21 protein-coding genes and 1 pseudogene are annotated in these 24869 nt (G+C 74.1%); 15 read left to right on the forward strand and 7 right to left on the reverse strand.

The genetic code is table 11. From position 1 onward, the window contains the following. Nucleotides 1-66 precede the first annotated feature (66 nt). Entirely contained in the window at nt 67-828 is a 762-nt protein-coding gene (locus ACZ4M3_RS25200; protein ID WP_467736226.1) for a DUF6227 family protein, read from the reverse strand. Nucleotides 829-1011: 183 nt separating this feature from the next. Here ACZ4M3_RS25200 and ACZ4M3_RS25205 point away from each other — a divergent pair, with 183 nt between their 5' ends. Beyond that, nucleotides 1012-1683 carry a vitamin K epoxide reductase family protein gene (locus ACZ4M3_RS25205; RefSeq protein ID WP_467736228.1) on the forward strand — a complete coding sequence of 224 codons (672 nt, stop codon included), beginning with the start codon at nt 1012-1014 and terminating at the stop codon, nt 1681-1683. Between the two features lie 153 nt (nt 1684-1836). Here the strand turns inward: ACZ4M3_RS25205 and ACZ4M3_RS25210 are convergent, their stop codons facing one another. Beyond that, nucleotides 1837-2247: a rodlin gene (locus ACZ4M3_RS25210; protein WP_467736542.1), complete on the reverse strand. Its 411-nt coding sequence runs from the start codon at nt 2245-2247 to the stop codon at nt 1837-1839. A gap of 319 nt (nt 2248-2566) precedes the next feature. On the opposite strand from ACZ4M3_RS25210, the gene ACZ4M3_RS25215 reads away from it, so the two are divergent. Further along, nucleotides 2567-3055, forward strand: coding sequence for a hypothetical protein (locus ACZ4M3_RS25215; protein WP_467736230.1), 489 nt, complete (start codon nt 2567-2569; stop codon nt 3053-3055). A gap of 180 nt (nt 3056-3235) precedes the next feature. Then, complete coding sequence (locus ACZ4M3_RS25220; protein WP_467736232.1) at nt 3236-3478, forward strand: chaplin; 243 nt, start codon at nt 3236-3238, stop codon at nt 3476-3478. Between the two features lie 81 nt (nt 3479-3559). Here the strand turns inward: ACZ4M3_RS25220 and ACZ4M3_RS25225 are convergent, their stop codons facing one another. The 4 genes from ACZ4M3_RS25225 to ACZ4M3_RS25240 form a co-directional block, all read right to left on the reverse strand. Further along, a complete protein-coding gene (locus ACZ4M3_RS25225; protein ID WP_453355867.1) occupies nt 3560-3907 on the reverse strand; it encodes a hypothetical protein in 348 nt (115 codons plus the stop codon). A 160-nt stretch (nt 3908-4067) separates the two neighbouring features. Further along, the gene (locus tag ACZ4M3_RS25230) at nt 4068-5177 is read right to left on the reverse strand and encodes a chaplin (protein WP_467736234.1); all 1110 of its coding nucleotides are present in this window, start codon (nt 5175-5177) and stop codon (nt 4068-4070) included. A 121-nt stretch (nt 5178-5298) separates the two neighbouring features. After that, a complete protein-coding gene (locus tag ACZ4M3_RS25235) occupies nt 5299-5532 on the reverse strand; it encodes a chaplin (protein WP_467736236.1) in 234 nt (77 codons plus the stop codon). A 243-nt stretch (nt 5533-5775) separates the two neighbouring features. After that, nucleotides 5776-6186: a rodlin gene (locus ACZ4M3_RS25240; RefSeq protein WP_136217441.1), complete on the reverse strand. Its 411-nt coding sequence runs from the start codon at nt 6184-6186 to the stop codon at nt 5776-5778. A gap of 397 nt (nt 6187-6583) precedes the next feature. Here ACZ4M3_RS25240 and ACZ4M3_RS25245 point away from each other — a divergent pair, with 397 nt between their 5' ends. The 9 genes and pseudogenes from ACZ4M3_RS25245 (at nt 6584) to ACZ4M3_RS25285 (ending at nt 17895) form a co-directional block, all read left to right on the forward strand. Continuing rightward, complete coding sequence (locus ACZ4M3_RS25245; protein WP_467736239.1) at nt 6584-7702, forward strand: DUF3344 domain-containing protein; 1119 nt, start codon at nt 6584-6586, stop codon at nt 7700-7702. Between the two features lie 19 nt (nt 7703-7721). Then, entirely contained in the window at nt 7722-8975 is a 1254-nt protein-coding gene (locus ACZ4M3_RS25250; protein WP_467736241.1) for a glycosyltransferase family 4 protein, read from the forward strand. After that, nucleotides 8972-10477, forward strand: coding sequence for an exopolysaccharide biosynthesis polyprenyl glycosylphosphotransferase (locus tag ACZ4M3_RS25255; protein ID WP_467736243.1), 1506 nt, complete (start codon nt 8972-8974; stop codon nt 10475-10477). Before ACZ4M3_RS25250 ends, ACZ4M3_RS25255 begins: the two co-directional genes overlap by 4 nt. 2 nt (nt 10478-10479) lie before the next feature. Next, on the forward strand, nt 10480-11877 hold the full coding sequence (locus ACZ4M3_RS25260) for an O-antigen ligase family protein (RefSeq protein WP_467736245.1): 1398 nt from the start codon (nt 10480-10482) through the stop codon (nt 11875-11877). A 116-nt stretch (nt 11878-11993) separates the two neighbouring features. Next, nucleotides 11994-13751 (forward strand): murein biosynthesis integral membrane protein MurJ, encoded by a 1758-nt coding sequence (gene murJ / locus ACZ4M3_RS25265; RefSeq protein ID WP_467736544.1) that lies wholly within the window; start codon nt 11994-11996, stop codon nt 13749-13751. Next, nucleotides 13741-14517 carry a polysaccharide deacetylase family protein gene (locus ACZ4M3_RS25270; RefSeq protein WP_467736247.1) on the forward strand — a complete coding sequence of 259 codons (777 nt, stop codon included), beginning with the start codon at nt 13741-13743 and terminating at the stop codon, nt 14515-14517. The genes murJ and ACZ4M3_RS25270 overlap by 11 nt, the downstream gene beginning before the upstream one ends. After that, nucleotides 14514-15659 (forward strand): annotated as a pseudogene (locus tag ACZ4M3_RS25275) (glycosyltransferase); the annotation flags it as partial. The gene ACZ4M3_RS25270 and the pseudogene ACZ4M3_RS25275, both read left to right, overlap by 4 nt. A gap of 407 nt (nt 15660-16066) precedes the next feature. Continuing rightward, nucleotides 16067-16756, forward strand: coding sequence for a YveK family protein (locus ACZ4M3_RS25280; protein WP_467736249.1), 690 nt, complete (start codon nt 16067-16069; stop codon nt 16754-16756). Next, on the forward strand, nt 16753-17895 hold the full coding sequence (locus ACZ4M3_RS25285) for a GNAT family N-acetyltransferase (RefSeq protein ID WP_467736251.1): 1143 nt from the start codon (nt 16753-16755) through the stop codon (nt 17893-17895). Before ACZ4M3_RS25280 ends, ACZ4M3_RS25285 begins: the two co-directional genes overlap by 4 nt. A gap of 59 nt (nt 17896-17954) precedes the next feature. Here the strand turns inward: ACZ4M3_RS25285 and ACZ4M3_RS25290 are convergent, their stop codons facing one another. Continuing rightward, nucleotides 17955-19523: a glycoside hydrolase family 26 protein gene (locus ACZ4M3_RS25290; protein WP_467736253.1), complete on the reverse strand. Its 1569-nt coding sequence runs from the start codon at nt 19521-19523 to the stop codon at nt 17955-17957. A gap of 293 nt (nt 19524-19816) precedes the next feature. Here ACZ4M3_RS25290 and ACZ4M3_RS25295 point away from each other — a divergent pair, with 293 nt between their 5' ends. The 3 genes from ACZ4M3_RS25295 to ACZ4M3_RS25305 all read left to right on the forward strand — a co-directional run bounded on the left by ACZ4M3_RS25295 (nt 19817) and on the right by ACZ4M3_RS25305 (nt 24852). Next, on the forward strand, nt 19817-21070 hold the full coding sequence (locus tag ACZ4M3_RS25295) for a carboxylate--amine ligase (protein ID WP_467736255.1): 1254 nt from the start codon (nt 19817-19819) through the stop codon (nt 21068-21070). A 129-nt stretch (nt 21071-21199) separates the two neighbouring features. Next, nucleotides 21200-22477 (forward strand): NAD(P)-binding domain-containing protein, encoded by a 1278-nt coding sequence (locus ACZ4M3_RS25300; RefSeq protein WP_467736546.1) that lies wholly within the window; start codon nt 21200-21202, stop codon nt 22475-22477. A 266-nt stretch (nt 22478-22743) separates the two neighbouring features. Continuing rightward, nucleotides 22744-24852 carry a SpoIIE family protein phosphatase gene (locus ACZ4M3_RS25305; protein WP_467736257.1) on the forward strand — a complete coding sequence of 703 codons (2109 nt, stop codon included), beginning with the start codon at nt 22744-22746 and terminating at the stop codon, nt 24850-24852. Nucleotides 24853-24869 lie beyond the last annotated feature (17 nt).

Genomic DNA, 24869 nt, shown 5'->3' on the forward strand with positions numbered 1-24869 from the left:
CGCGCCCGTTCCGGTTTTCCGCGGCCGGGTGGGCGTACGTCCGCCCCGCCGCGCGCGGCCGGTACGTCAGCGGACCCGGGCGCGCGCTTCCATCGCCTCGCGCGCCGCGGCCTCGCTCTCGTACACCTCGCACATGTGGCGGCCGTCCGGCGTGGCCGTGTGCTCGACCTCCCACAGGCTCACCTCGCTGCCGTCCACCAGGACGAACGCGTGCTCGTACAGGGTGAATCCCACTCCCCGCCCGTCCGACTGCCACTGCCGGCCGCCGAACGCCTGGGTGATCTGGTGCGCGTACGCCGAGCGCAGGCGCAGCGCCATCCCCTCTCCGGGCCGGTCCGCGTTCTCCGCGCGCCGCAGCACCCGGCGGGCGTGGTCGGCGGACTGCTCCACCGTGTACTCCCGGTGCGGGGCGGGCGCCGGGGTCGCGAACAGGGCGCTCAGCGCGGCCGCTTCGTCCTGCGGCCCGGCGCCCGCGGGCGCCAGGTCCCGCGCCACCTGGGAGGGGACCTCGCCGAACAGGCGGGCGACCGCAAGGCAGAGCTCGGACCGGTCGGCGAAGAGTTCGTGCCGCACGACCCGGTCGTCCTGCCGGCGGTAGACCAGCTCCCACAGCGATTCCGCCCCGCCGTCCGCCAGGAGGTAGGTGTGCCGGTGGGTCTCCCGCCACAGCCCCGCCGACGGACTGTGATGGGTGGTGTGCAGCGAAGAGCTGTGGGCGAGCGCCGTACGCAGGCGCCCGACCAGCCGGTCCGGCAGGTCGAAGGAGTTCAGGGCGCGGCCCAGGAGTCGATCGAGGTGGGCCTCGGTTGTCTCGTACGGATCGCTCAAGGTGGGTCTCCAGGCCGTCGCAGCTTGTCACTTAGCGGAAGCACAACGTAGCCCCTGGCACTGACATCACGTCCGGGATTCGTTAAAACGTCCGGGAAGCATCAGGGGTTCCCGCCACCCCTTCAGGGCAACTTGCCTACGTATGGGTACGGTTGGCCCCGGTCTGCGGCAGAGCGCGGGACTATGGGCGGCATGGCAACGAACGGAACGGCACCCGACAGCACCACAACCGCCCCGATGGGTCTCCCGCGCCAACAGGGCCGCTCCAGACGGCCCCTGGACGAAAGCGCCGAAACCCTCCGGGGGTTGGCGTGGTTGCTCGTCCTCACCGGAGCCGCCGGACTGCTCGCCTCCTGGGTGATCACCCTCGACAAGTTCCTCCTGCTGGAAGACCCGTCCTTCAAACCCGCCTGCAGCCTCAACCCCGTGGTCTCCTGCGGCAGCGTGATGCGGAGCGAGCAGGCGCAGGCCTTCGGTTTCCCCAACCCCATGCTGGGGCTGGTCGCCTACGGGATCGTCGTCTGCGCGGGCGCGGGCCTGCTGGCCGGGGCCCGCTACCGGGGCTGGTTCTGGCTCGGACTGAACGCCGGGATGCTCTTCGGCACCGGATTCTGCACCTGGCTGATGGTCCAGTCGCTCTACGAGATCAACGCGCTGTGCCTGTGGTGCTGTCTGACCTGGGCGGCGACGCTGCTGATGTTCTGGGCGGTCACCGCGCACAACGTCCGTACGAGCAGGGCCCCGGGCCCGCTGCGCCAGTTCTTCGCCGAGTTCGGCTGGGCCCCGCCCGCCCTGCACCTCGGGGTGATCGGGATGCTGATCCTCACCCGGTGGTGGGACTTCTGGACGGGCTGAGCCCGTCCGGCGACGCGCGAGGGCCCCGGCAGCTGGAGGCTGCCGGGGCCCTCGTCACCTCACACACCGCATCGCTTCGACCGCGTCACAGCGTCGCTCCACGGGCGCGGGGCCCGGACCCTACGGCCGGTCAAGCCGCCGGGGGAACGGCGCTCAGCTGCCGTTGGAGAGGTTGCCGGACAGGACCGGAATGTTGTCCAGGATGTGCGAGAGCGGCTCGTCGCCCTTGGCCTGGGTGGAGTTCTCGGTGCACTGCTGGTTCTGCGGGTTGGACAGGACGTTGATGTCCTGGACGCCGACGTTGACCAGGGCCAGGATCGACTGGGCGTTGACCTTGACCGGCAGGCCGATGCAGGGCTTGTTCAGCGTGCCCTGGACCAGGCCGAGCTGCGGGCTCATGGGGCCCTCGGTCTTCTGGTTGCCGTAGATCTGGGTCGCACCGTTGCCGTTGACGGTGTTGATCCCGTTGTCGTTGCCGATGGCCATGGCCGGGGCCGCGACAGCAGCGCCCGCGCCGACGGCGGCGGCGGTGACCGCGGCAGCAGTCATGATCTTCTTGAGCATCATTGGTCCTTTTGTCGCACGAGTGCCCGCTAGTGGAGCGCCCTGATCAACTGCCTTCCGCCGGGTTGGTTCCGCTGCTTCACTCAAACGGCCCGTTCGGCGGAACGCTTTTCCCCGGCCCGGGTGAGGGGATCCCGGACGCGTGCGCGAAGTCCGTACGCGGCACGCACGGACGGCCGGTGCGGACGGCCCGCCCCGATGGGCGCCGCGGAGGGGCCGTCCGTGGCGCTCCGGTTGCGCTCCGTGCAAGGTGTTCGCACGGTGGGTAAGGAAGTGGATCGTTGGGGTCCACCTCTGTGCGACCACCGTGAGGAAACCCATGCCTACGAAGCCGTTCCGCACCCGAGTCCTTGTCCCGTCGGCCCTCGCCGCCGCCATACTCGCCGGCGCGGCAGCCCCTGCGGGCGCCGCGGGCGGTGACAGTTCCGCCGCGCTCACCCGTCGGGTCGCGGCCGTACAGCAGCAGGTCCAGGCAGTCGAGACCAAGGCCGCGGCCGGTCCGGTCGACGATCTCCTCGCCGGTCTCATCAAGACGCTGCAGGACCTGCTCAAGTCGCTGACGGGTCTGCTCCCGGCCGGGGTGACGCTGCCGCCGATCGAACTCCCGAAGCTCCCGACGCTGCCGGAGATCCCCGGGGTGCCGACGCTCCCGACGCTGCCGACGCTGCCGGTCGAGGCCCCCAAGAAGTCCCCGTCCGGCTCCCTCCCGGCGGTACCCGCCAACCCGGCAGTGCCGCCGGTGGCGACTCCGCTCAAGCCGCCGGCCGACCTGATCCCCGAGATCCCCGACGTGCCCGACCTTCCCTGAAGGCACGACGGGCCGGCACTCGGCGGCGGAGCGGCGGCCGGGAGCACGGCGCGAGTTACGACTATTGGGCTGAACAGGTCTGATCTCGCCCGTACCCGTGTCGTGCGGGAACCAGAACCGTTTCGCTCGACGTGAGCCCCAGGAATCGGGGCAGGACGTCGAAGAGAAGGTGCACTTCCCATGAACTCTGCTGCCAAGAAGGCCGCTGTGGCCCTGGCCTCCGCTGGTCTCGCTGTGGCCGGTGCCGCCGGCGCTGCCTCCGCCGACTCCCTGGCCGAGGGCGCGGCCGTGGGTTCCCCCGGTGTCCTCTCGGGCAACCTGGTCCAGGTCCCGGTGCACGTCCCGGTCAACGTCTGCGGCAACTCCGTCAACGTCATCGGTGCGCTGAACCCGGCGTTCGGCAACGTCTGCGTCAACGACTGACGTCGGTACAGCCGACTGTGGGCGCCCCGGCCTCGCCGGTGGCGCCCACAGTCATGCCGGGACCGGACCGGTCCGGTCGGCTCAGTTGGCGCCGCCGTTGAGGTGGACGCCGCCGAGCATCGGGGTCGCCTGGGTCGCCCCGTCCGCGAGCTTCATCACCTCGCCGGGCGCGTCGTTGCGGACCTTGTTGACGCTCTGCACGGTGCCGACGACCTTGCCCACGGTGTCGCCCTGCTCGGCCAGGGCGTTGCCCGCGGTCTGGGGGAGCGCCTCGGAGACCGGGTTGACGGCGTTCAAGGTCTCCGTCACCCCGCCCGTCAGGCTCATGGGGGGCATCGCGGCCGCCGTCTCGGCCGCGAAGGCGGGAGCGGTGGCGGCGAGGGCGGCGACGGAGCCGGCGACGACAGCGGCGACCTTGGTGAACTTCATTGTTTCGAAATCCTTTTCCAGCGGCGACCGTCGCGCCGCTTTCGACCTGGCTAACGATTCCCGGCGGATACGGAAACGCGCGAGCGAACACGGCGACGGCCGGAGAATCCGAACAAGAGATTCTCCGGCCGATATTTATTCTGATTACCGGTATTGCCGCTCAGGCGGCGGACCGGGACCGCCGGTAGAGAATGGCGCCGCCCAGGACCAGCGCCGCGGCGAGCGCCGCCGCGGCTCCGGGCTGGCCGGCTCCGGTGGCGGCCAGCTCCGGGGCGCGGACCTGCGGTGGGGCCACGGCCGGTGCGGGGGCCGGTGCGGGGGCCGGTGCCGGCGCGGGGAGGACGTGGACGGGGACGTCTCCGGCGGGGGCGGCCGGCGGCTGGTCGGCGGGGCGGGCCACTTCCGGCACGGGCGCCGGAGCGGGCCGCTCCACGAGCCGACTGCCGTGCGGCGGGCCGGAATCCTCCTCGACCGGGGCGGGCAGGGTGTGCGCCTCCTCCTCGACGGGGGCGGGGAGGGTGTGCGGCGCCTCGTCGACGGGGGCGGGGAGGGTGTGCGGCGCCTCGTCGACGGGGGCGGGCGCGGGCGGTGCGGGGTGCGCGGCCCGGGGGTGGTCGTCGCACTCTTCCTCGTCCCGGCTCCCGCCGGTACCCGAAGCGCCGTAACCGTCCTCGTGCGAGACCTCGGGCCGGGGCGCTTGGTGGTGCGGGGCTTGGTGCTGCGGCACCTCGTACCGGGGGGCATCGTGCTGCGGTGCCTCGTGCACGGGGGCCTCGTGCTGCGGCACCTGGTGCACGGGAGCCGCATGCCGGGGGGCCTCGTGCCGGGGCAACTCGTGCTGCGGGGCCGCGTGGCGGGGCGCGTGGTGGCGGGGCGCCTCCTCGGGCCGTTCCTCCTCGTGCCGCTGGCGGGGCAGCGCGTGCCGGCCCTGCCGCTCGTCGAGGTAGCGCTCGAAGGCCGCGGCGTGCTCGGGGCTCAGGTAGCGCTGGTAGTCGAAGTCGGCGTCGGATCCGGTGGTGGTGGCGCAGGTGTTGCCGAAGGCCGGGTTCAGCGCCGCACCCCCGTCCACGCTGTTGCCGCAGACGTTCGGGGCGAAGGTGATCGGTACCGAGACGCTGTTGCCGGACGCCACACCCGGCGAGTGCGCGGCTTCGGCCATCGCTCCGGGGTATGCGTAGGCCGCGCCGGTCGCGATCGACAGCAGGCTCGAAGCGGCCGCCGCCGTGAGCACCCCCTTGCCCAGTACCTGTCGGCTCAGTACCTGTCGCATGGGTCCTTCCCTGTCTACCGGCGCTCTCGCCGGTGCTGAATCGAAGCGGCCTCGGAGTGCACCGCCGTGCACTCCGAGGCCACTGGCGAGGAGGTGTGCCCTTGCGGGCGCAAGCGCTTCGTCAGTCGTTGACGCAGACGTTGCCGAACGTGGGGTTCAGCAGCGCGATCACGTTGACGGTGTTGCCGCAGAGGTTGACCGGGACGTGCACCGGGATCTGCACGACGTTGCCCGAGAGGACGCCGGGGGACCCGATGGCCGCGGCCTCGGCACCCGCGTCGGCCATGGCGGGAGAGGCGGCACCGGCGGCCATCAGAACGCCGGCGGCCAGCACCACTGCCTTCTTGTACGTCATTTGTTTTCGATCCTTTCCTGCAGGGGCGTATCCACTGCGAAATTAACAACGAGCGGGTCCGGGAAAAGAAACCGGGGATTTCCGGGCCGGGTTGGTCGTTTCACTCCGATGCCCCGTTCCCGAATTCACCGGCGGATTGGCGCGGGGCGGGATGCGCGGGCCGGGCGGAATACCGGGCCGCACAAGCGGCGGGGCCGCCGCGACCCGAAGGTGCGGCGGCCCCGTCCCCGGCGCGGGCTGCGGTCAGCTGCCGGCGGAGACGTTGCCGGACAGGACCGGGATGTTGTCCAGGATGTGCGAGAGCGGCTCGTCGCCCTTGGCCTGGGTCGAGTTCTCGGTGCACTGCTGGTTCTGCGGGTTGGACAGGATCGGGATGTCCTGGACGCCGACGTTGACCAGGGCGAGGACCGACTGCACGTTGGCCTTGGCCGGCAGCGCGATGCAGGGCTTGTTGAACGAGCCCTGGATCAGCGCCATCTGGGGGCTCATGTTGCCGTAGGTGGCCTGGTTGCCGTAGATCTGCGAGGCGCCGTTGCCGTTGACGGTGTTGATGCCGTTGTCGTTGCCGATGGCCATCGCCTGGGGCGCCATGGCGGCACCAAGGCCCACGACGGAGGCGGCAACCGCTGCGCCGGCCACAAACTTCTTGATCATTGTCGTCCCTTTTTTGCAGGATTGCCCGTTACTTGGAGCACCCGGATCAACGGTGCGGTCCCGGCTCGGGTTGCGTGTCTTCACCCGGATGCCGAAGTTCCGGGCATCCCGGTTGACGTCTGGCGTTGACGGGGGTGGGTGCCGAACGAGGGGTCGCGTGCGGCGACGACGCCGAGGGCCCGGCCGTCCGGTTCGCCCGGACGAGGGCGTCCGCGGTCACCTCCGCTTTTCCCTTTCGGTTCGAACAATGGTGCACCCGCATAACGACCCGCCCGCTTCAAGGGTGCGTGTTATCGCCCAAAAGGCCGTACGGGCGAGTCCCGCGTGATTTCAGCCCTGATTTCTGACAAAGTTCACTCCTGTTTTGTCCCCTTGATCGAAAATAGGAGGCAGGGTCATGGGTTCCCCCCGAAGAATCCTCGGCGCGCTCGGTCTGCTGTCCTGCCTCGTGCTTTCGGTGAACCTCCCCGCGGCCGGCGCCGTCACGACCGCCGCGGCGGAAACCGTCGCCGTCAGGGAGCTGCCCCGGGTCCCCTTCACCCAGCGCTACCAGGCCGTGCAGCACGGCGGGCTGGTCCGCGCCTCGAACTCCGCGATCACCTGCCGCAAGGAGGAGGCCCCGCAGGCGGAGCCGTGTGCGGAGGTCAAACGCGGCGCGTCCGGGGTGAACAGCGACTACGACATGTTCTACACGGAGGTCGACAAGGACCCCGACACCTACAACTCGACCCGCGCCGAGCTCAAGATCCCGCAGGGGGCGAAGGTCTCGTACGCCCGGCTGTACTGGGGCGGGAACCTGCGCGTCGGCGAGCAGAAGCCGCCGGAGGACAGCGCCCGGGTGCTGGTCGCCGAGCCGGGCGGTGCCTACAAGGAAGTGCTGGCGGACACCGTGGTCGGGCACCGGACCGACGACGCGAGCGATGCCTATCAGGCCTCGGCCGACGTCACCCCGCTGGTCCGCAAGGGCGGGACGGGCATGTGGACGGTCGCCCAGCTGAACATCGCCATGGGCCGCTCGGAGGCGGGCGCCTGGGGCGGCTGGACGCTGGTCGCCGCGTACGAGCAGCCGCAGGAGCCGCTGCGCCGGGTCTCGCTGTGGGACGGCTTCGAGGTGCTGGCGGCCGGGGCGGGCGGGGCGGCCGGGGAGACGGTGGAGCTGGCCGGGCTGAACGCCCCGGCGGGGTCCTCGGGCCGGGTCGGGGTGGTCGCGTACGACGGGGACCGGGGGAACCTGGGCGACTCGCTCACGGTGACCGCCGACAGCGGCCGCCGGGTGAGCATCAGCGATGCGGAGAATCCGTTCAATGACGTCATGAATTCCACCATCACGGAATTCGGGCAGGCTGCGCCCGTCCGACAGCCTGAATATATGAATAATCTCGGATACGACGCGGACGTGTTCGATCTGAGCCCCGCCCTGTCCGGTGGCGCCCGCAGTCTGAGCTTCAAGTTCACGGGCGAAAGCCAGGGGCAATTCCTCGGCGTGCTCTTCGTTCAGACAGACGCGCGCCGCTGAACGCAGGAGACCACTCCACGTGCCGACACATCGCTCGACAGCACAGTCCCCGCACCCGCCCACCGAGCCGTTCACCGTCCTCCACCTGGTCCAGCCCGTCGACGGCGGGGTCGCCCGGGTCGTCACCGACCTGGTGCGGGCCCAGTCCGCCGCCGGGCTGCGCGTCGTCGTCGGCTGCCCCGAGGGCGGACAGCTCGGCGAGGCGGCCCGGGAGGCCGGGGCCGAGGTCCACACCTGGCACGCCGGACGCTCCCCCGGACCGGCCCTGCCCGCCGAAGTCCTCCGCGCCGTACGGCTGGTCCGCCGGGTGCGCCCCGACCTGCTGCACGCCCACAGCGCCAAGGCCGGCCTCGCCGGACGGCTCGCCGTGCGGGGTTCCCTGCCCACCGTCTTCCAGCCCCACGCCTGGTCCTTCGACGCCGTCGGCGGGGCCACCGCCGCGCTCGCGCTGCGCTGGGAGCGGTTCGGGGCCCGCTGGGCCGACCGGGTGCTCTGCGTCAGCGAAGCGGAACGCCGGGCCGGGGAGTCGGAGGGGGTCACCGCCCGCTGGTCGGTGATCCGCAACGGGGTGGACCTGGCCCACTTCCGCCCCGGCCGGCCGGAGGACCGGGCCGGCGCGCGCGCCGGGCTGCCGCTGCCCGCCGAGTTCCAGGGCCGGGGGCCGCTGGCCGTCTGCGTCGGCCGGCTCTGCCCGCAGAAGGGCCAGGACGTCCTGCTCCGGGCCTGGCCGGAGGTGCTGGGGACGGTCCCGGACGCCCGGCTGGTGCTGGTCGGCGACGGCCCCGACGGCGAAGCACTGCGGCGCGCCGCGCCGTCCCGCGTGCACTTCGCGGGATCCGCCGCCGACATCCGACCGTGGCTTCGGGCCGCCGACATCGTTGTACTGCCGTCGCGGTGGGAAGGAATGGCGCTCGCCCCGCTCGAAGCCATGGCCTGCGGCCGGCCGGTCCTGGTCTCCGACGTCAGCGGTGCCCGGGAGAGCCTGCCGCCCGGCCAGGGACGGCTGTGCCTGGTGCCTGCGGAGGACCCGACGGCCCTGGCCAAGGCCCTGGGACGGCTGCTGGCCGAACCGCGGCTGCTCACCGAACTGGGGGAGCAGGCCGGCCGGCACGCCCGGACCGAGTTCGACGTGCGGCGGACCGCGGACGCGGTCACCGGCCTGTACCGCGAACTGCTGGGCAGGCCCGCCCCCTCGCCCCGCCGGGGGGACTCGCCCCACGGCTCCGCCGGGGGGACCCCCAAGCCCTCGAACATGGAGCGCATCAGCCGATGACGATGGACAGCGCACCCGCCCGGCACACCGGGCAGAGCGGCACGGGGCCCGTCGGCGGGACCACCGCCGTCCGCCGTGCCGTGACCGCCATCCACCCCCCGCGCCGGCCCAAGGCCGAGCAGGCCCGGCCCGCCGTCCGGCCGGAGCGGGCCCGGCGCGGCGACGGGAACCTCCCGCTGCTGACCGCTGACGCGCTGGCCGCCGTACTCACTACGACGGCCGTAACCGGTCCGGGACTCACCGGTGAACTGGCGGCCCCCCTCGCCGTACTGGTCACCGCGCTGCACGCGCAGGGCGGGCTCTACCGGCCGCGGCTCGCGCCCTCCGCGCTGCGCGAACTGCCCGCGCTGGCCGGCCGGGCCGCCGTCCTGTGGTGCGGCGCCGCCGCCGTGCTGGCCGCCGTCCGGCCGGGGCAGGCGCTCGGGTGGGAGGCGCTGCTGAGCGCCCTGTGCGTGCAGACCGTACTGGCCTGCGCGGGCCGCGGGCTCGTCAACCAGCTCCGCCGCCGGGCGGCCGTGCGCAGACCCTGCTCCGCGCTGGTCGTCGGGCGCGGGGCGGCCGCGGGGGCCGTCGCCGACGCGCTGCACGGGCGGCGCGAGTACGGGCTGCGGCCGGTGGGGATCGCCGACACCGGTTCCGCCCCCGACGTGGAGAGCGGACCGCTGCCGGTGCTCGCCACCCACGAGGACGTCCGGCGCGCCGTCATCCAGAACTCCGTCCGGCACGCGGTGTTCACCCGGCCGCCCGAAGCCGACGAACGCACCGCCTCGCTGGTCCGGCTGTTCCACGACCACGGCTGCCGGCTCTGGCTCGCCGATCCCGCCGGGACCGCGAAGGTCACCGGCATGCGGGTGCCCGAGCCCGCCGACCAGCTGTGGGGATACGCCGTACAGCCGCTGCTGCCCCGGCCCGCCCGGCCGCTGGAGCGGCACGCGAAGCGGATCATCGACTCCTCGCTCGCCGCGGTCGCGCTGCTGGCCGCCGCTCCCGTGATGGGCGCCTGCGCCCTGGCCGTACGGCTCTCCGACGGACCGGGGGTGATCTTCCGTCAGGAGCGCGTCGGCCTGTACGGGCGGCCCTTCACCCTGCTGAAGTTCCGCACCCTGAGCGCCGACGCGCACGAGTCCGCCACCCGGTGGACCGTCGCCGGGGACCGCCGGATGAGCCCGATCGGCTCCTTCCTGCGCAAGTCGTCGCTGGACGAGCTGCCGCAGCTGTGGAACGTCGTACGGGGCGACATGAGCCTGGTCGGGCCGCGGCCCGAGCGGCCCTTCTTCGTCGCGAAGTTCAGCACCATCCACCCGGGTTACGAGGCCCGGCACCGGATGCCGGTCGGGATCACCGGGCTCGCGCAGATCAACGGCCTGCGGGGGGACACCTCCATCGAGGACCGGGCCCGCTTCGACAACCACTACATCGACACCTGGTCGCTGTGGCAGGACCTGTGGATCCTGGCCCGGACCGCGGCCTCCTTCTTCCGTTTCCGGCTGGGAGGCAGCTGAGCATGACCCTCGCCGTATCGAACTCCCGCCCCCGGGGCCGCCCGGACGCGGGCCGCCCGGACGCCCGCCGGTTGCTGCGCCGGCACTGGCCACTGCTGCCGCTGGCCGCGACCGTCCTGCTGCTGCTCGCTCCGCTGCCCGCGGGTGATGCGAGCACCTCCGGCAAGGTCGGGCCGGCCGACGCCGCCTCGCTGCTGCTCGTGGCCGTCTGCGCGCTGCGGGCCTGCCAGGGCCGGGTACGGACGCTGAGCCCGCTGGGCGCCCTCGTCCTCGGGACGCCCGCGGTGGGGCTCGCGGTGGCGACGGTGACGGCCGGGGACCCGTACGCGGCCCTGCCCGGGTTCGTGCGCTACCTCCAGGTCTTCGTGCTGGTCCCGGCGGCGATCGTGCTGCTGGTGCGGGACGCCGGGGAGTTCCGGCTGGCCGCGGGGTGCTTCGTGGTGCTGGCGGGGATGCAGGGCGCCCTGGGCGTCGTCCAGTTCGTCACCCACACGGGCGCCTCGTACCAGGGCGCCGACATCCGGGCCGTGGGCACCTTCGGCCCGGGTGACGTCATGGGCATGGCCACGGTCGTCGCGTACGGGCTGGTCGTGGCGACCGCCGCCGCTCTCGCGCCGGGGCTGCCGGGCCGGGTCCGGCGGACGGCGGCCGGCTGCGCGGCGGCCCTGACGGTGCCGCTGGTGCTGTCGTTCAGCCGGGGCGCGTGGATCGCGACGGCGGGCGCGGCGGTGCTGGTCATGGTGCTGGCCGGGATCCGGCGGGCGCTCAAGGTGGTCGTGGCGCTGGTGGCGGTGGTCGTGGTGCTGGTGGGCGGGTTCGGGGTCGGCTCCGAGATGGTGACCGAGCGGCTGACCTCGATCACCCAGGTCTCCGACGCCCCCGACCAGTCGGTGACCGACCGGTACACGATGTGGGCCGCCGCCGAGTCGATGTGGCGGGAACGGCCGGCCGCCGGGGTGGGGCTCAAGGGCTTCCCCGCCAACCGGGACGGCCACTCGTCCCTGGCGCTGTCCTCGGGCAGTGACACCGCGGGCGCCGGCCAGGCCTTCGTCAAGCAGCCGCTGCTCTCCCCGCACAACATGTACCTGCTGGTGCTGAGCGAGCAGGGGCTGATCGGGCTGACCGCGCTGGCGGGCGGCTGGGCCGTGCTGCTGGTCGCCGGCCTGCGCCGGTACGCGGCGGGCGGCGAACGCGGCCCGCGCGACTGCGGGCTGATCGCGATCGGGCTGCTGGTGTGGCAGTTGACCGACTTCCTCTACGCCGACATCGGGGGGCCGTCGACCGTGCTGACCGGAGTGATCATCGGGCTGGCCGCGTGGTGGGCCCTGCCGTCCGAAGCCGGGGGTGTCGCCGCCGTGCTCCCGGCCCGGCCCGGCCCCGAGGGGCCGGCCGGCCGGTGACCGATACGACGCCGTGGCGGCCCGCGGCCGCGGCGACCGACCTCGCCGGGGCCGCGGGCCGTCCGCCGGAGCCGGCGCCCCCGGCTCCCGCCGGGCCGCCCGGGGAGCGGGTCGGCCTGCCCCGGTCCGGCCGGCCCGAGCCGTCGGCGCCCGAACCGGCGGTGCCCGCGGCGGCGGCGCCGGGCACGGACGCGACCGGGCCGGTGGACCCGGCGGCCGAGGGGGCCGGCGGGCCGGAAGGGCGGCACGGCGGGAGCGGACCGGCCCCGCTCGGGCGGTTCCTGGCCAAGGCCGCCGCCGTCACCGCCGGACTCACCGCCGCCGGGGCGGTGTTCGGCCTGGTACGGGACCAGACCATCGCGCACCTCTTCGGCGCCGGACACGACAGCGACGCCTTCCTCATCGCCTGGACCGTCCCCGAGATGGCCTCCACGCTGCTCATCGAGGACGCCATGGCGCTGCTGATGGTGCCCGCGTTCAGCCACGCGCTGGCCCGCAGGGCCGCCAGCCGGGCCGGGCTCACCCGCAAGCAGGCCCGGAGCCAGGACCCCGTACGGCTGCTCGTCGGCGCCACCCTGCCCCGCCTCGCCGTGCTCCTGGCCGCCGTCGCCTCCGTACTCATCCTCGCCGCGCCGCTCGTCGTGGGCGTGCTCGCGCCCGGTCTCCCCGACCCCGAACTCGCCGTCCAGTGCACCCGGATGACCGCGCTGACGGTGCTCACCTTCGGCGTCGCCGGGTACTTCAGCGCCGCGCTGCGCGCACACCGCTCGTTCCTGCCACCCGCCGCGATCTACGTCTCGTACAACATCGGGATCATCGGCACGATGGTGGCGCTGCACGCCGTCTGGGGGGTGCGCGCGGCGGCCGCCGGAGTCGCCGTCGGCGGGGCGCTGATGGTCCTCGTACAACTCCCGGCGTTCATCCGCAACGTGGGCTTCGGCCCGAACCGCGTCAAGGCGGCCCCGCGGAGCCAGCGCGACCGGGACCGGCCGACGCTGATCGCCTTCGGGCTGATCGCCCCGGTCATCTTCTTCGCCGTCTTCCGCCAGTCGCAGGTGCTCGTCGAGCGGTTCCTCGCCGCGTCCCTGCCGCCCGGCGCGATCTCGCACCTCAACTACGCGCAGAAGGTCGCGCAGATGCCGATGGTGCTCTCCTTGATGATCTGCACCGTCACCTTCCCCGTCGTCGCCCAGGCCATGGCCGGCGGCGAACGCGAGAAGGCCCGCCGGCGCGTGGAACAGGACCTGGCGCTCGCCTCGCTCGCCGTCCTGATGGGCACCGCCCTCGTCATCGGGTACGCGCCCCAGATCATCCAGGTCCTCTTCGAGCGCGGGGCGTTCACCCACCACGACACCCAGGCCACCGCCTCCGTCATGCGCGTCTACGGCCTCGGACTGCTGGGCCACTGCCTCGTCGGGGCGCTGAGCCGGCCCTTCTTCTCGACCGACCGGCCCACCTGGTTCCCCGCGCTCGCGATGGGCGCCGGGCTCCTCGTCAACATCGTGGTCGGCGCCTTCGCCGTCGGCTGGTGGGGCACCTACGGCATCGCCGCCGCCAACGCCGCCGGGATCTCCACGACCGCCGCGCTCCTGCTCACCGGACTCGGCTCCCGGATCGTCCCCATCCAGGTCCGCCGGGTCGCCGTCAGCATCGGCCGGCTCGCCGTCGCCGCCTTTGCGGCCTGCGCCACCGGGTGGATCGCCGGACCGATGATCCCCGACCCGCTGCTCAGCGCCGCGCTCGGCTGCCTGCTCGTCCCCGCCATGTTCGGGGCCACCGGGATGGCCATGCGGGCCCTGGAGATCACCGCCCTGCCCGAACAGATCAGCCAGCTCACCTCCCAGCTCACCCAGAGGTTCCGCCATGACCGCTGACACCGACACGGCGCCCGTCGCCTCGGTGGTACCCACCCGCCGGACCGCATCGCCCTGGGTCCTGATGTACCACTCGGTCACCGAGTTCACCGACCCCGCCGAGGACCCGTACGGGATCACCGTCACCCCGGTCGCGCTGGAGGCGCAGCTGCTGTGGCTGCGCTCCCGGGGGCTGCGCGGGGTGTCCGTCGGCGAACTGCTCCGGGCCCGCGCCGCCGGGCGGGCCGCCGGGCTCGTCGGGCTGACCTTCGACGACGGCTACACCGACTTCCTGACCCGGGCGCTGCCCCTGCTGCGCCGCCACGACTGCACCTGCACCCTGTTCGTACTGCCCGGGCGGCTCGGCGTCGACAACGCGTGGGACCCGCTCGGACCGCGCAAGCCGCTGCTCACCGCCGAAGGCATCCGCGAAGTCGCCGCGTCGGGACAGGAGATCGGCTCGCACGGGCTGCTGCACCAGGACCTCACCGCCACGCCCGACGACGTGCTCCAGCAGGAGCTGCGCGGCAGCCGGGAGCTGATCCGCGAGCTGACCGGGACCCTGCCCGAGGGGTTCTGCTACCCGTACGGGCACCTCGACGCCCGGGTGGTGGCGGCGACGGCGGGCGCCGGGTACGGGTACGCGTGCGCCATCGACCCCGGCCGGCTCGCGGGGCGGCACGCCATGCCGCGCACGCACGTCAGCCAGGCCGACGGCGGGGCCCGGCTGCGCGTCAAGCAGCTGCGCCACCAGGCCCGGCAGCTGGTGCGCGGGGTGCGGTGGTGAAGGCGCTGCACATCATCACGGGGCTGGGCGTGGGCGGCGCCGAACAACAGCTGCGGCTGCTGCTGCGGCACATGCCGATGCGGTGCGACGTGCTGACGCTGACCAATCCGGGCCCGGTGGCCGAGGGGCTGCGGGCCGACGGGGTCCGGGTCGTGCACCTGGCCATGAAGGGCAACCGGGACCTGGCCGCGCTGCCGAAGCTGGTGCGGTTCATCCGGCGCGGCCGGTACGACCTGGTGCACACGCACCTGTACCGGGCCTGTCTGTACGGCCGGCTCGCGGCCCGGCTCGCGGGGGTCGGGGCGATCGTGGCCACGGAACACTCCCTGGGCGGGGCCGAGATCGAGGGCCGGCCACTGTCGCGCGGGGTGCGGGCGCTGTACCTGGCCGGTGAGCGGCTCGGCGGGGCGACGGTGGCCGTCTCGGAGACGGTGGCGGCCCGGCTGGAGGCCTGGGGGGTGCCGGCCGAGCGGGTGCACGTCGTACCGAACGGGATCGAGGCCGTCCGGTTCCGCTTCGACGAGGGCGTACGGCGGGCCACGCGGGCCCGGACCGGGCTGCCGGAGCGGGCGTTCGTGGTGGGCGGGGTCGGGCGGCTGGTGCCCGGGAAGCGGTTCGACGTGCTCGTACGGGCCGTGGCGGCGCTGCCGGGGGCGCACCTGGTGCTGGCCGGGGACGGTCCGGAGCGGTCCGCGCTGCGGCGGCTGGCCGGGGAGCTGGGCGCGCAGGGCCGGATCCACCTGCTGGGGGAGCGGGACCCGCTGGGGGACGGCGCGGACGGGCGCACCCCGGGGGTGGCGGCGCTGCTCGCGGCGATGGACGTGTTCGTGTCGCCGTCGCGGGAGGAGGCGTTCGGGCTGGCGGTGGTCGAGGCGCTGGCGGCGGGGCTGCCGGTGCTGCACGTCACCTGCCCGGCGGTCGACGACCTCCCGGCGGCGCAGGCGCCGGGGGCGCGGCGGATCGGTACGGGCACGGAGGAGCTGGTCGCGGCGCTGCGGGGGCACATGGAGGCGGGGGCGCGGCGCCTGCCGGTACCTCCGGTGGTGCGGCGGTACGACATCGCGCGGAGCGCGGAGCAGCTCCTGGCGGTCTACGCCACGACCCTGGGCCCGGCCCCGGCCCCGGCGCGGCCGAGTCGCCGGGGCGCCGCCCCGGACCCCGCGCCGCACACGCCGGCGGGGCTGAAGTTGCTCCACCCGGCCGGGGCCGACAACCCGGAGGCCGTCCCGGGCCGGGCGCCTCAAACGCCGGCGGGGCTGGAGGTGCCGCACCCGGCCGGGGTCGACAGCCGGGGCGCCGTCCCGGACACCGCGCCTCAATCGCCGGCGGGGCTGGATGTGCCGCACCCGGCCGGGGTCGACAGCCGGGGCGCCGTCCCGGACACCGCGCCTCAATCGCCGGCGGGGCTGGATGTGCGGGGCGCCGCCCCGGGCCCCGCGTCCGGTCAGGGCAGCGGCAGCGGCGATCACCGCCGATGAGCAGTCCTCCCGCAAGGGTCCCCGGTCGGGGGCCGAAGGAAGTCCCCTCCACTCAGGAAGCGAGCACGCACATGGCCGACACCGCCGAACAGAAGAAGTCCGACCACCGCCGCCGGATCCGGGCCCCGCGCCCGCCCGCGTGGTGGCCGTTGCCCGCCTGCGCGCTGCTGGGGCTCGTCGCGGGCGGCGCGTACGGGGTGCTGAAGGCGCCCGAGTACGCCGCCACCAGTTACGTCGTCGCCGTACCCAACGAGACCACCGAGCCCGCCACCGCACTCGGCTTCGCGCAGGCCTACGCCCGCATCGCCACCAGCAGCTCCACCCTCGCCTACGCCCAGCCCCGCGCGGGCATCGACGCCGGGCGGCTGCGGACCCAGGTGCGCGCGGAGACCTCTCCCGACTCGCCGATGATCGCCATCACCGGCACCTCCAAGAGCCCGGCCGAGGCCGCCGACATCGCCAACGCCGTCGCCGACGCACTGTCCCTGAGCAGCAACCAGGCCGCCAAGAACACCGGCGTGCAGCTGATCCTGTTCAACCAGGCCGTCGCCCCGGCCGATCCCGCCTCCCCGTCCGCGCCCGTCAGCGGCGCCGTCGGGCTGTGCGCCGGCGGTCTGCTCGGCGGCCTGTGGCTGCTGGCCGGTCCCCCTGCGCGGCGGCGCCGCGAGACGCCCGCAGGCGAGCCCGTCGTGGAGGAGTACGCCTCGCTGCCCGCGCAGGGCGAGCCCGCCCCGGTCAAGGAGAAGGAGCCCGTGCGATGACCTCGGGCTCCACCGGGGCCCTGTCGGTGACGCTGTGCCGCGATCCCCGGCAGTTCGCCGCGCTGGAGGAGCAGTGGAACCGGCTCCTGCGCGGCTGCCCCACCGCCACTCCCTTCCAGAGCCACGCTTGGCTGCACTCCTGGTGGCTCTCGTACGGCCGCGACGGAAGGCTGCGGCTGCTCCTCGTACGGCGCGGGGAGGAACTGGTCGGCGCGGCCGCGCTGACCCTCGTACACCGGCCGTTGCCGCTGCTGGTGCCGCTCGGCGGCGGGATCACCGACTACTTCGACGTGCTCGTGGCCCCGGACCACGCCGGCCAGGTCGTCCCGGCGCTGGCCCACGGCCTGCACCGGGCCGCCCGCGGCGCCGTGGTGGACCTGCGCGAGGTCCGGCCCGGCGCCGCGGCCGAGGCCCTCTTCGAGGCCTGGCCCGGAGCCCGGGCCAAGCTCGCCGACTCCACCTGCATGGAGTTGCCGACGCTGCCGTTCGACGAACTGGTCAAGCGCATGCCCGCGTCCGGCGCCCAGCGGGTCCGGGCCAAGCTCCGCAAGACCGACGCAGCCGGCATCGAGGAGCACGAGGTCACCGAACACGAGGTGCCGGGGGCCGTACGGACGCTGCTGCGGCTGCACGAGAAGCAGTGGCGCGGGCGCGGGGTCACCCCCGAGCACCTCAAGCCGCGCTTCGCGGAGCACCTCACCCGGGCGACCCGGCGGATGGTCCGGGCGGGCGAGGGCCGGCTGACCGAGTTCCGGCTGGACGGGAAGGTGGTGGCCGCCAACGTCACGCTGCTGTCCGCGGCGCTGAGCGGCGGATACCTGTACGGGGCCGACCCGGACCTGCGCGAACGGAAGGTGGACATCGCCACCCTCCTGCTGCGCTACGAGGCCGGCCGCGCCCTCGCCGAGGGCCGTCCGGTGGTGAGCTTCCTGCGCGGCAACGAGCCGTACAAGAACCACTGGCGGCCCGAGACGGTCGTCAACCAGCGGCTCCTGATGTCCACGAACGCGCTCGCGCCCCTGCTGCGACTGCACGAGTCGCAGCTGACGGGGCGCGAGCGGGCGGTGGACGCGCTGCGCGAGTCGCTGCCGGCCGCCAGGGACTGGCGGGCGCGGCTGAACGAACTGCGGGTGCGATGACGGGAGGCACGCGCCCGCGACCGGGCCGCCGGCGCCCCGGCGGTGACCGGCGCCGGCGGCTAGAACGGCCAGAGCGAGCCCTTGCTCCAGTCGATCTTGATGCAGACGGCCTGGTTGCCGACGAGCTTGGAGAGCCACTCGCCGAAGTTGATCGGTACGCACCACTGGGTGGAGTTGGTGGTGGGCGGATTCGGCTTGGGCGCCACGGGCACGACGGGCACGGCGGGCGCCGAGGGGCTCGGCACGACCTCCGAGGGTTTGGGCGCGGGAGTCGGCGTGGGTGTGGGAGTCGGCGTGGGTGTGGGGGTGGGCGACGGGTCGGGGACCGGGACGGCCGGGACGACCGGCGGGACCGAGGGGCTCACGGGGGTGGGGTCCGGGGTGCTCGGCACCGGGACCGGGACCGGCGTCTCGGACGCCGGCACCTCGGGTGTGGGCACGAGCGGAGTGGGCGTGGGTGTGGGGCTCGGCGCCTGGGGCGTCGGGGACTCGACGGGCGCCGGGACGGAGGGGCTGGGTACGGCCGGCGGCGTAGGGACGACGGGCGGCGTGGGAACGACCGGCGGCGTGGGAACGACCGGCGGCGTAGGAACGACGGGCGGTGTGGGGACGACCGGCGGCGGGGTGACCGGGGCCGGCTTGGGCGGGGTCAGGGCGGCGCGGAAGACCTTGGCCGACTGCGGGTTCGCCTTGCACTGCCACACGCCGTGCGGGCAGTAGTCCGTGATGGTGTGGTAGAGCGGCTTGTGCTGCTCGATCCACTTGAGCATGCGCCGTACGTACTCCGGATTGTCCCCGCGCCGGAACAGCCCCCACTCCGGGTACGAGATCGGCTTGCCGTGTGCTTTCGCGAAGTCGACGTGCTGCTGGAGCCCGTACGGCTGGGTGACCTGGTCGTCGAAGGTGCGGCCGGGGGACTGGTCGTACGAATCCATCCCGATGACGTCGACCACGTCGTCCCCGGGGTAGCAGCGGGTCCAGCCGATCGCGTCCGAACCCCGGTTCGGGGCGAAATCGAACTTGAACTTCTGCCCGGGCACGGAACGCATCGCGTTGACGACACGCTTCCAGTACGCCTTCCAGTTCTCCGGGTCGGGCCCGCAGCGGTGGGTGTACGTGGAGCCGTTCATCTCCCACCCGAGCACGATGACGGTGTCCGGTACGCCCAGATCCACCAGCCGTTCGGCGAGCTTGCGGAAGTGGCCGTCGTAGTCGCCCCGCGCACCCGCCCTGATCAGCCGGGCCACCTGCCAGTCGGGCACCCGGTCCTCGTTGTGCGCCTGCATGGGCACGTTGAGGACGAACATCCGGTCGTCGGCGGCCTGGCGCCACTCGGCCCAGCCCTCCAGGAACTCGACGGAGCCCTCGATCCCGGCCCACCGGTCTCCGGGCAGATAGGTGTGCCCGACCCGGATCTCCCTGCCGCCCAGCCAGCGCGACAGGTACGGGATCCGGGCGACACCGGGCGGCCCGTAGTCGAGGTAGGCGCCCATGGCGATGTCGGAGCCGGAGCCGGAACCGGCCGGCGGTTCCGGTTCGGGCGCCGCCAGCGCGGCGCCGGACGCGAGGAGCCCGGCCGTGACCGTACCGATGCAGGTGCTCGCCAGTCGGCGGTGTGGTCTGCGCATGGCGTCTCCCGAGCTTCCTGAACCGGTGTGGTCACCAACGACGTTAGACATCACATCCGACGAATGGCCTGTCCGATGACCCATCAGTAGGCCATTCGCAGGTGCGTACCCTTCCCGCTTGGTCCGACTAGGTGAAAGACACCGCTGCCATGCACGCGTTCGCCAACCATGTGCCCGCTGTTCTGCTCAGACTCGATCGCAATCCGTTCCACCACGGAACCCTCGGCGCCGTCAGATCCCTTGGCCGCAGGGGCGTGGAGGTCCATGCCGTCGTCGAGGCGGGGGGAGGTCCCATGGCACGTTCGCGGTACCTGCGCGCCGCGCACCCGGGGCCCGAGGGCGGGCTGGATCCGGAGGCGCCGGAGGCGTTGCTGGAGTGCCTCGTCGGGGTGTCCGAACGGATCGGGCGGCCGGCGGTGCTGGTCGCGATGGACGACCTGAGCGCCATCGCGGTGGCCCGGATGGCGCCGATGCTGAAAGGGCGTTACCGGATCCCCCATCAGCCCGACGGGCTGCCCGCCAAGGTCGCCGACAAGGCGGAGCTGTCCCGGCTGTGCGTGCGCTGGGAGATCCCGCACCCGGAGACGGTGATCCCGGCGAGCGGATCCGAGGCGGCCGAGGCCGCGTGGCGGCTCGGTCTGCCGGTGGTGGCGAAGTGGAGCCGGCCGTGGCTGCTGCCGGCGGGCGCCGGCCTGCGCAGCACGACGCTGCTGCACGGCGCCGCCGAGGCGCGGCGGCTGTACGAGCGTTCGGCGGAGGCGGGCAGCCGGCTGCTGCTCCAGCGGTTCCTGCCCGCCGGTACGGACACGGACTGGTTCTTCCACGGGGCCTTCGCCCGGGGCGGGCGCCCGCTGCTGGTCGGATCGGGCCGCAAGGAGCTGTCCTGGCCGGTGCGGACCGGGCTGACGGCGGTGGGGCGGTGGCTGCCGGACCCGGCGGTGGAGGAGGCGGGGCTGCGGCTCGCCGAACGGCTGGGCTACCAGGGGATCCTGGACCTGGACTTCCGCCGCGACGAGCGGGGCTGCTTCCGTCTGGTGGACTTCAACCCGCGTCCCGGGGCGCAGTTCCGGCTGTTCACCGACGCGAGCGGGCTGGACGTGGTGCAGGCGATGTACCTGGACCTGACGGGGCAACGGGTACCGGAGCCGGCGGGCGGCCCCGGCCGGGTGTTCGTCGCGGAGAACTACGCGCTGCTGGCGGCCGTACGGGGGCGGCGCCTGCCGTTCGCCCCGGGCGGCGCGCGGGACGCGGCCGCGGCCGCCCCGGCCGCGCCGCGGCGCGGCCGGGTGGAGGCGGCCTGGTTCGCCGCCGACGACCTGATGCCGTTCCTGGCGATGCTGGCCGCCTTCCTCGGGCGGGGTGCGGACAAGGGGGCCGGGCTGCTGCGCGGGGTTCCCGCGCGGGGGCGGCGCACCGCCCGCGCGGTGGTCCGGGCGCCCCGGCAGCGGGGCCGGCAGCAGCCGCCGGCCGCTTCGGGCGGCCCGGCCGCCCGGCCGGCCCAGCCGCCGGAGGCTTCGGCGGAGCCGGACGAGCTGGTGACCCGGTGAACCGGTGAGACCGCCGGCCTCCCGCCCCGCAGGGCGGCCCGTGCGAGTGGCTCCGGGCCGGGGCGGGGCGCCGCACGCACGGGGGCGGGGCCGGGCATCCATGGGACTGGAAGGACAGCGATGACGCGGATGGACGATCTCGTGGTGGTCGGCGCGGGACCGTACGGGCTGTCGATCGCCGCGCACGCGGCGGCCGCCGGGCTGCGGGTACGGGTCCTGGGACGGCCCATGGCGTCGTGGCGGGACCACATGCCCGAGGGCATGTACCTCAAGTCGGAGCCCTGGTCGTCCAACCTGTCCGCGCCCGGGGGCCGGTACACGCTGGCCGACTACTGCGCGACCCGGGGGCTGGCCGCCGAGCACGGCAGCCCGCTGCCGATCGGCACGTTCAGCGCGTACGGGCTCTGGTTCGCCCGGCACGCGGGCGGCCCCGAGGTGGAGGAGGTCACCGTCACCGAGGTGGCCCCGCGCGGTGACGGGTTCGTGGTCAGGACGGCGCAGGGCCCGCCCCGGCTCACCCGCACGGTCGCGCTGGCCGTCGGGGTCATGCCGTTCGTGAACTTCCCCGCGGCGCTGCGCGACCTCCCGCCCACCCACTACTCGCACAGCAGCGGCCACCGCGACCTCACCCGGTTCGCGGGCCGCGAGGTCGCCGTCCTCGGCGCCGGGCAAGCCGCCCTGGAGACCGCCGCGCTGCTGGCCGAGGCGGGGGCCCGGCCGTGTCTGGTGGCCCGGCGCCCGCGGCTGAACTGGAACACCGTTCCGCAGCCCCTGGAACGGTCCCTGACCCGCGCGCTGCGCGACCCGCACAGCGGCCTGGGCACCGGCTGGCGCAGCTGGGTGTGGTCGGAGCTGCCCTGGGCGGTACGGAGGCTGCCCGCGCCCGCCCGGGAGCGGATCGCCGCCACCGCGCTGGGCCCGGCCGGGGCGTGGTGGCTGCGGGACCGCTTCGAGCAGCGGGTCCCGGTACTGCTCGGGCACCACCTGCACCGGGCGGTCGCGGTCGGCGAGCGGACCCGGCTCGGGCTGACCACGGCGGCCGGGGAGTCGGTCGTCCTGGACGTCGCGCACGTCATCGCGGCGACCGGCTTCGCCCCCCGGCTGAGCCGGCTGGAGCTGCTCGACGCGGGGTTGCGCGGGGCGCTGGCGGTCGTGGGCGACGGCGGCACACCGGAGCTGGGCCCCCGGTTCGAGTCGTCGTGGCCCGGCCTGTTCTTCGCCGGACTGCTGACGGCTCCCTCGTTCGGCCCTTCCATGCGATTCGTGCACGGCGCCGGCTTCACGGCGGGGAGACTGGTCAAGGGAGTCCTGGGGCGCCTCGGCGGCCGGGGCGCGCTGCCCGGTCCGCCGGGCGGATTCCGGGTCGACCGGGCGGCCGCGGGGTATCCCAAGACGTATCTGCGGTGAGCGGCTTTGGTGCGCTGAGAAGGGGTCGTGATGGGCGCGGAGCGAGCACAGGGCGGCGGCCGTGGCTGGGTACGCATTCCGGCGAGCCGCGCGGAACAGCCACCGGCCGCCAGGGCCGCCGCCGGTCCTGCTCCCGGCGAGCAGCACACGATCTACCTCTCCCTCCTTTCGCGCTGGCGGGAGGCCGGTCGGACCCTTCCGGGGCATCCTGACGAGGAGTGGGAGCGGCTCATTTCCCAGCCGTGCTGGCCAGGCCGTTAGGTGGTGTGTGTCTCTTGGCAGCGGCGGAGCGATCCGACGGACCCGGGCGGGACGGCCCGGAAGCACGGGAGCCCCTGACCGGGCCCGGGGAGCGGCTGGCCCTGAACGGCATGGGCAGCTTCGACTGGAACCTCGGCACCGGGGTGCTGGTGCTCGACGACGCCGGCCTGACCGTCTTCGACCTGGAGCGGGAGGAGTTCGACGGCACCCCGGAGGGCCTGGGGCTGCGGATCCCGGCCGATGACAGCGCGCGCCTCGCCGACACCGTGCAGGGCGTCCTGGACGGCGGGGAGGAGACGTACGGCGCGTACTTCACCGTGCGCCGGCGCGACGGCCGCGACCAGTGGACGCACACGCAGGGCCGGGTGCTGCGCGATCCCGGCGGGAGGCCGCTGCGGATCGTCGGGATCGTCCGGGACGCGACGGCCGAACTCGCCCACCTGAGCGCGCTGCGGAAGCTGGAGACGGCCCGCGCCCACCAGGCGACGATCGTGCAGCGCACCACGGAGGCCCTGTCGCGGGCGGTGACGGTCGACGACGTGACGGCGAGCCTGACCGGGGCCGGGGCGCTGGAGCGGCTCGGGGCGGACGGGCTGGCGCTGGGGCTGGTCGAGAACGACGCCATCAAGATCATCGCGCTGAGCGGGGAGAGCCTGGAGATCCTCAGCGAGCGGCAGTTCACCCGGCTGGACGGCTCGTTGCCGCTCTCCCACGCGGTGGTCACGGGGCAGGCCCGGTTCGCCGCCTCCCTCTCCGCGGTCGCGGCCGAGTTCCCGCTGCTCGCGGACTACCTCGCCCGGATCCCGTACAGCGCGGCCGCCTACCTGCCGCTGATCGCGCAGGCCAAGGCGATCGGCGGGCTGGTGCTGTTCTACCGGAGGCGCAGCGAGTTCAGCCCCGAGGAGCGCAACCTGTGCCTGGGCCTGGCGGGCATCGTGGCCCAGTCGCTCCAGCGGGCCCTGCTCTTCGACCAGGAGCGGGAGTTCGCGACCGGCCTCCAGGCCGCCATGCTGCCGCGCCGGATCCCCGAGATCAGCGGCGGGGAGATCGCGGTGCGCTACCACTCGGCCTGGAGCGGGCGCGAGGTCGGCGGGGACTGGTACGACGTGATCGCGCTGCCCCGGGACCGGGTCGGCATCGTCGTGGGCGACGTGCAGGGCCACGACACGCACGCGGCGGCGATCATGGGGCAGCTGCGGATCGCGCTGCGGGCCTACGCGGGCGAGGGTCACCCGCCGTCCACGGTCCTGGCGCGGGCCTCCCGCTTCCTCGCCGAACTCGACACGGAACGCTTCGCGACCTGCATGTACGCGCAGGTGGACCTGGAGACGGGTGGCGTACGGGCGGTCCGCGCGGGCCACCTGGGACCGCTGATCCGGCACACGGACGGCCGTACCGGCTGGCCGAACGTCCGCGGCGGCCTGCCGCTCGGGCTGGCCTCGGTGTTCGAGCAGGAGGAGTTCCCCGAGACCCGCCTCGACCTGGTGCCCGGCGAAACGCTCGTGCTGTGCACCGACGGGCTCGTGGAGGAGCCCGGGACCGCCATCACGCAGGGCATGGAGGCGCTGGCCCACGCGGTGCGCAGCGGCCCCGAGGACGCCGGGGCCCTCGCCGACCACCTCTCGGACCGGCTCTGGGAACGCTGGGGCTCCGGCGACGACGTGGCCCTGCTGGTGCTGCGGCGGGCCCCCGACCCGGGCACGCACCGCGCGCCCCGGATCCACCAGTACATCCACCAGGCCGACCCCGAGGGCCTGTCGGAGGCCCGCTACGCCCTGCGGCAGGCGCTGCGCGACTGGGGCATGCCGGAGCTCGCCGACGACGTGGAGCTGGCGGCCGGGGAGCTGCTGGTCAACGCCCTGCTGCACACCGACGGCGGGGCGGTGCTGACGATGGAGGTGCTGCCCGAGCCGGTCCGGCGGATCCGGCTGTGGGTCAAGGACCGCTCCAGCGTGTGGCCGCGCCGGCGCACCCCGGGGGAGTCGGCGACCACCGGGCGCGGGTTGCTCCTGGTGGACGCGCTGGCCTCGCACTGGGGGGTGGAGTCCCGGGGCGAGGGGAAGGCCGTGTGGTGCGAGTTCGAGGCGACGGGCGTCCCGCGTGGCGCGGTGTGACCGGACGGTCGCACCGG

This window comes from Streptomyces sp. NPDC026522 (assembly GCF_055567555.1).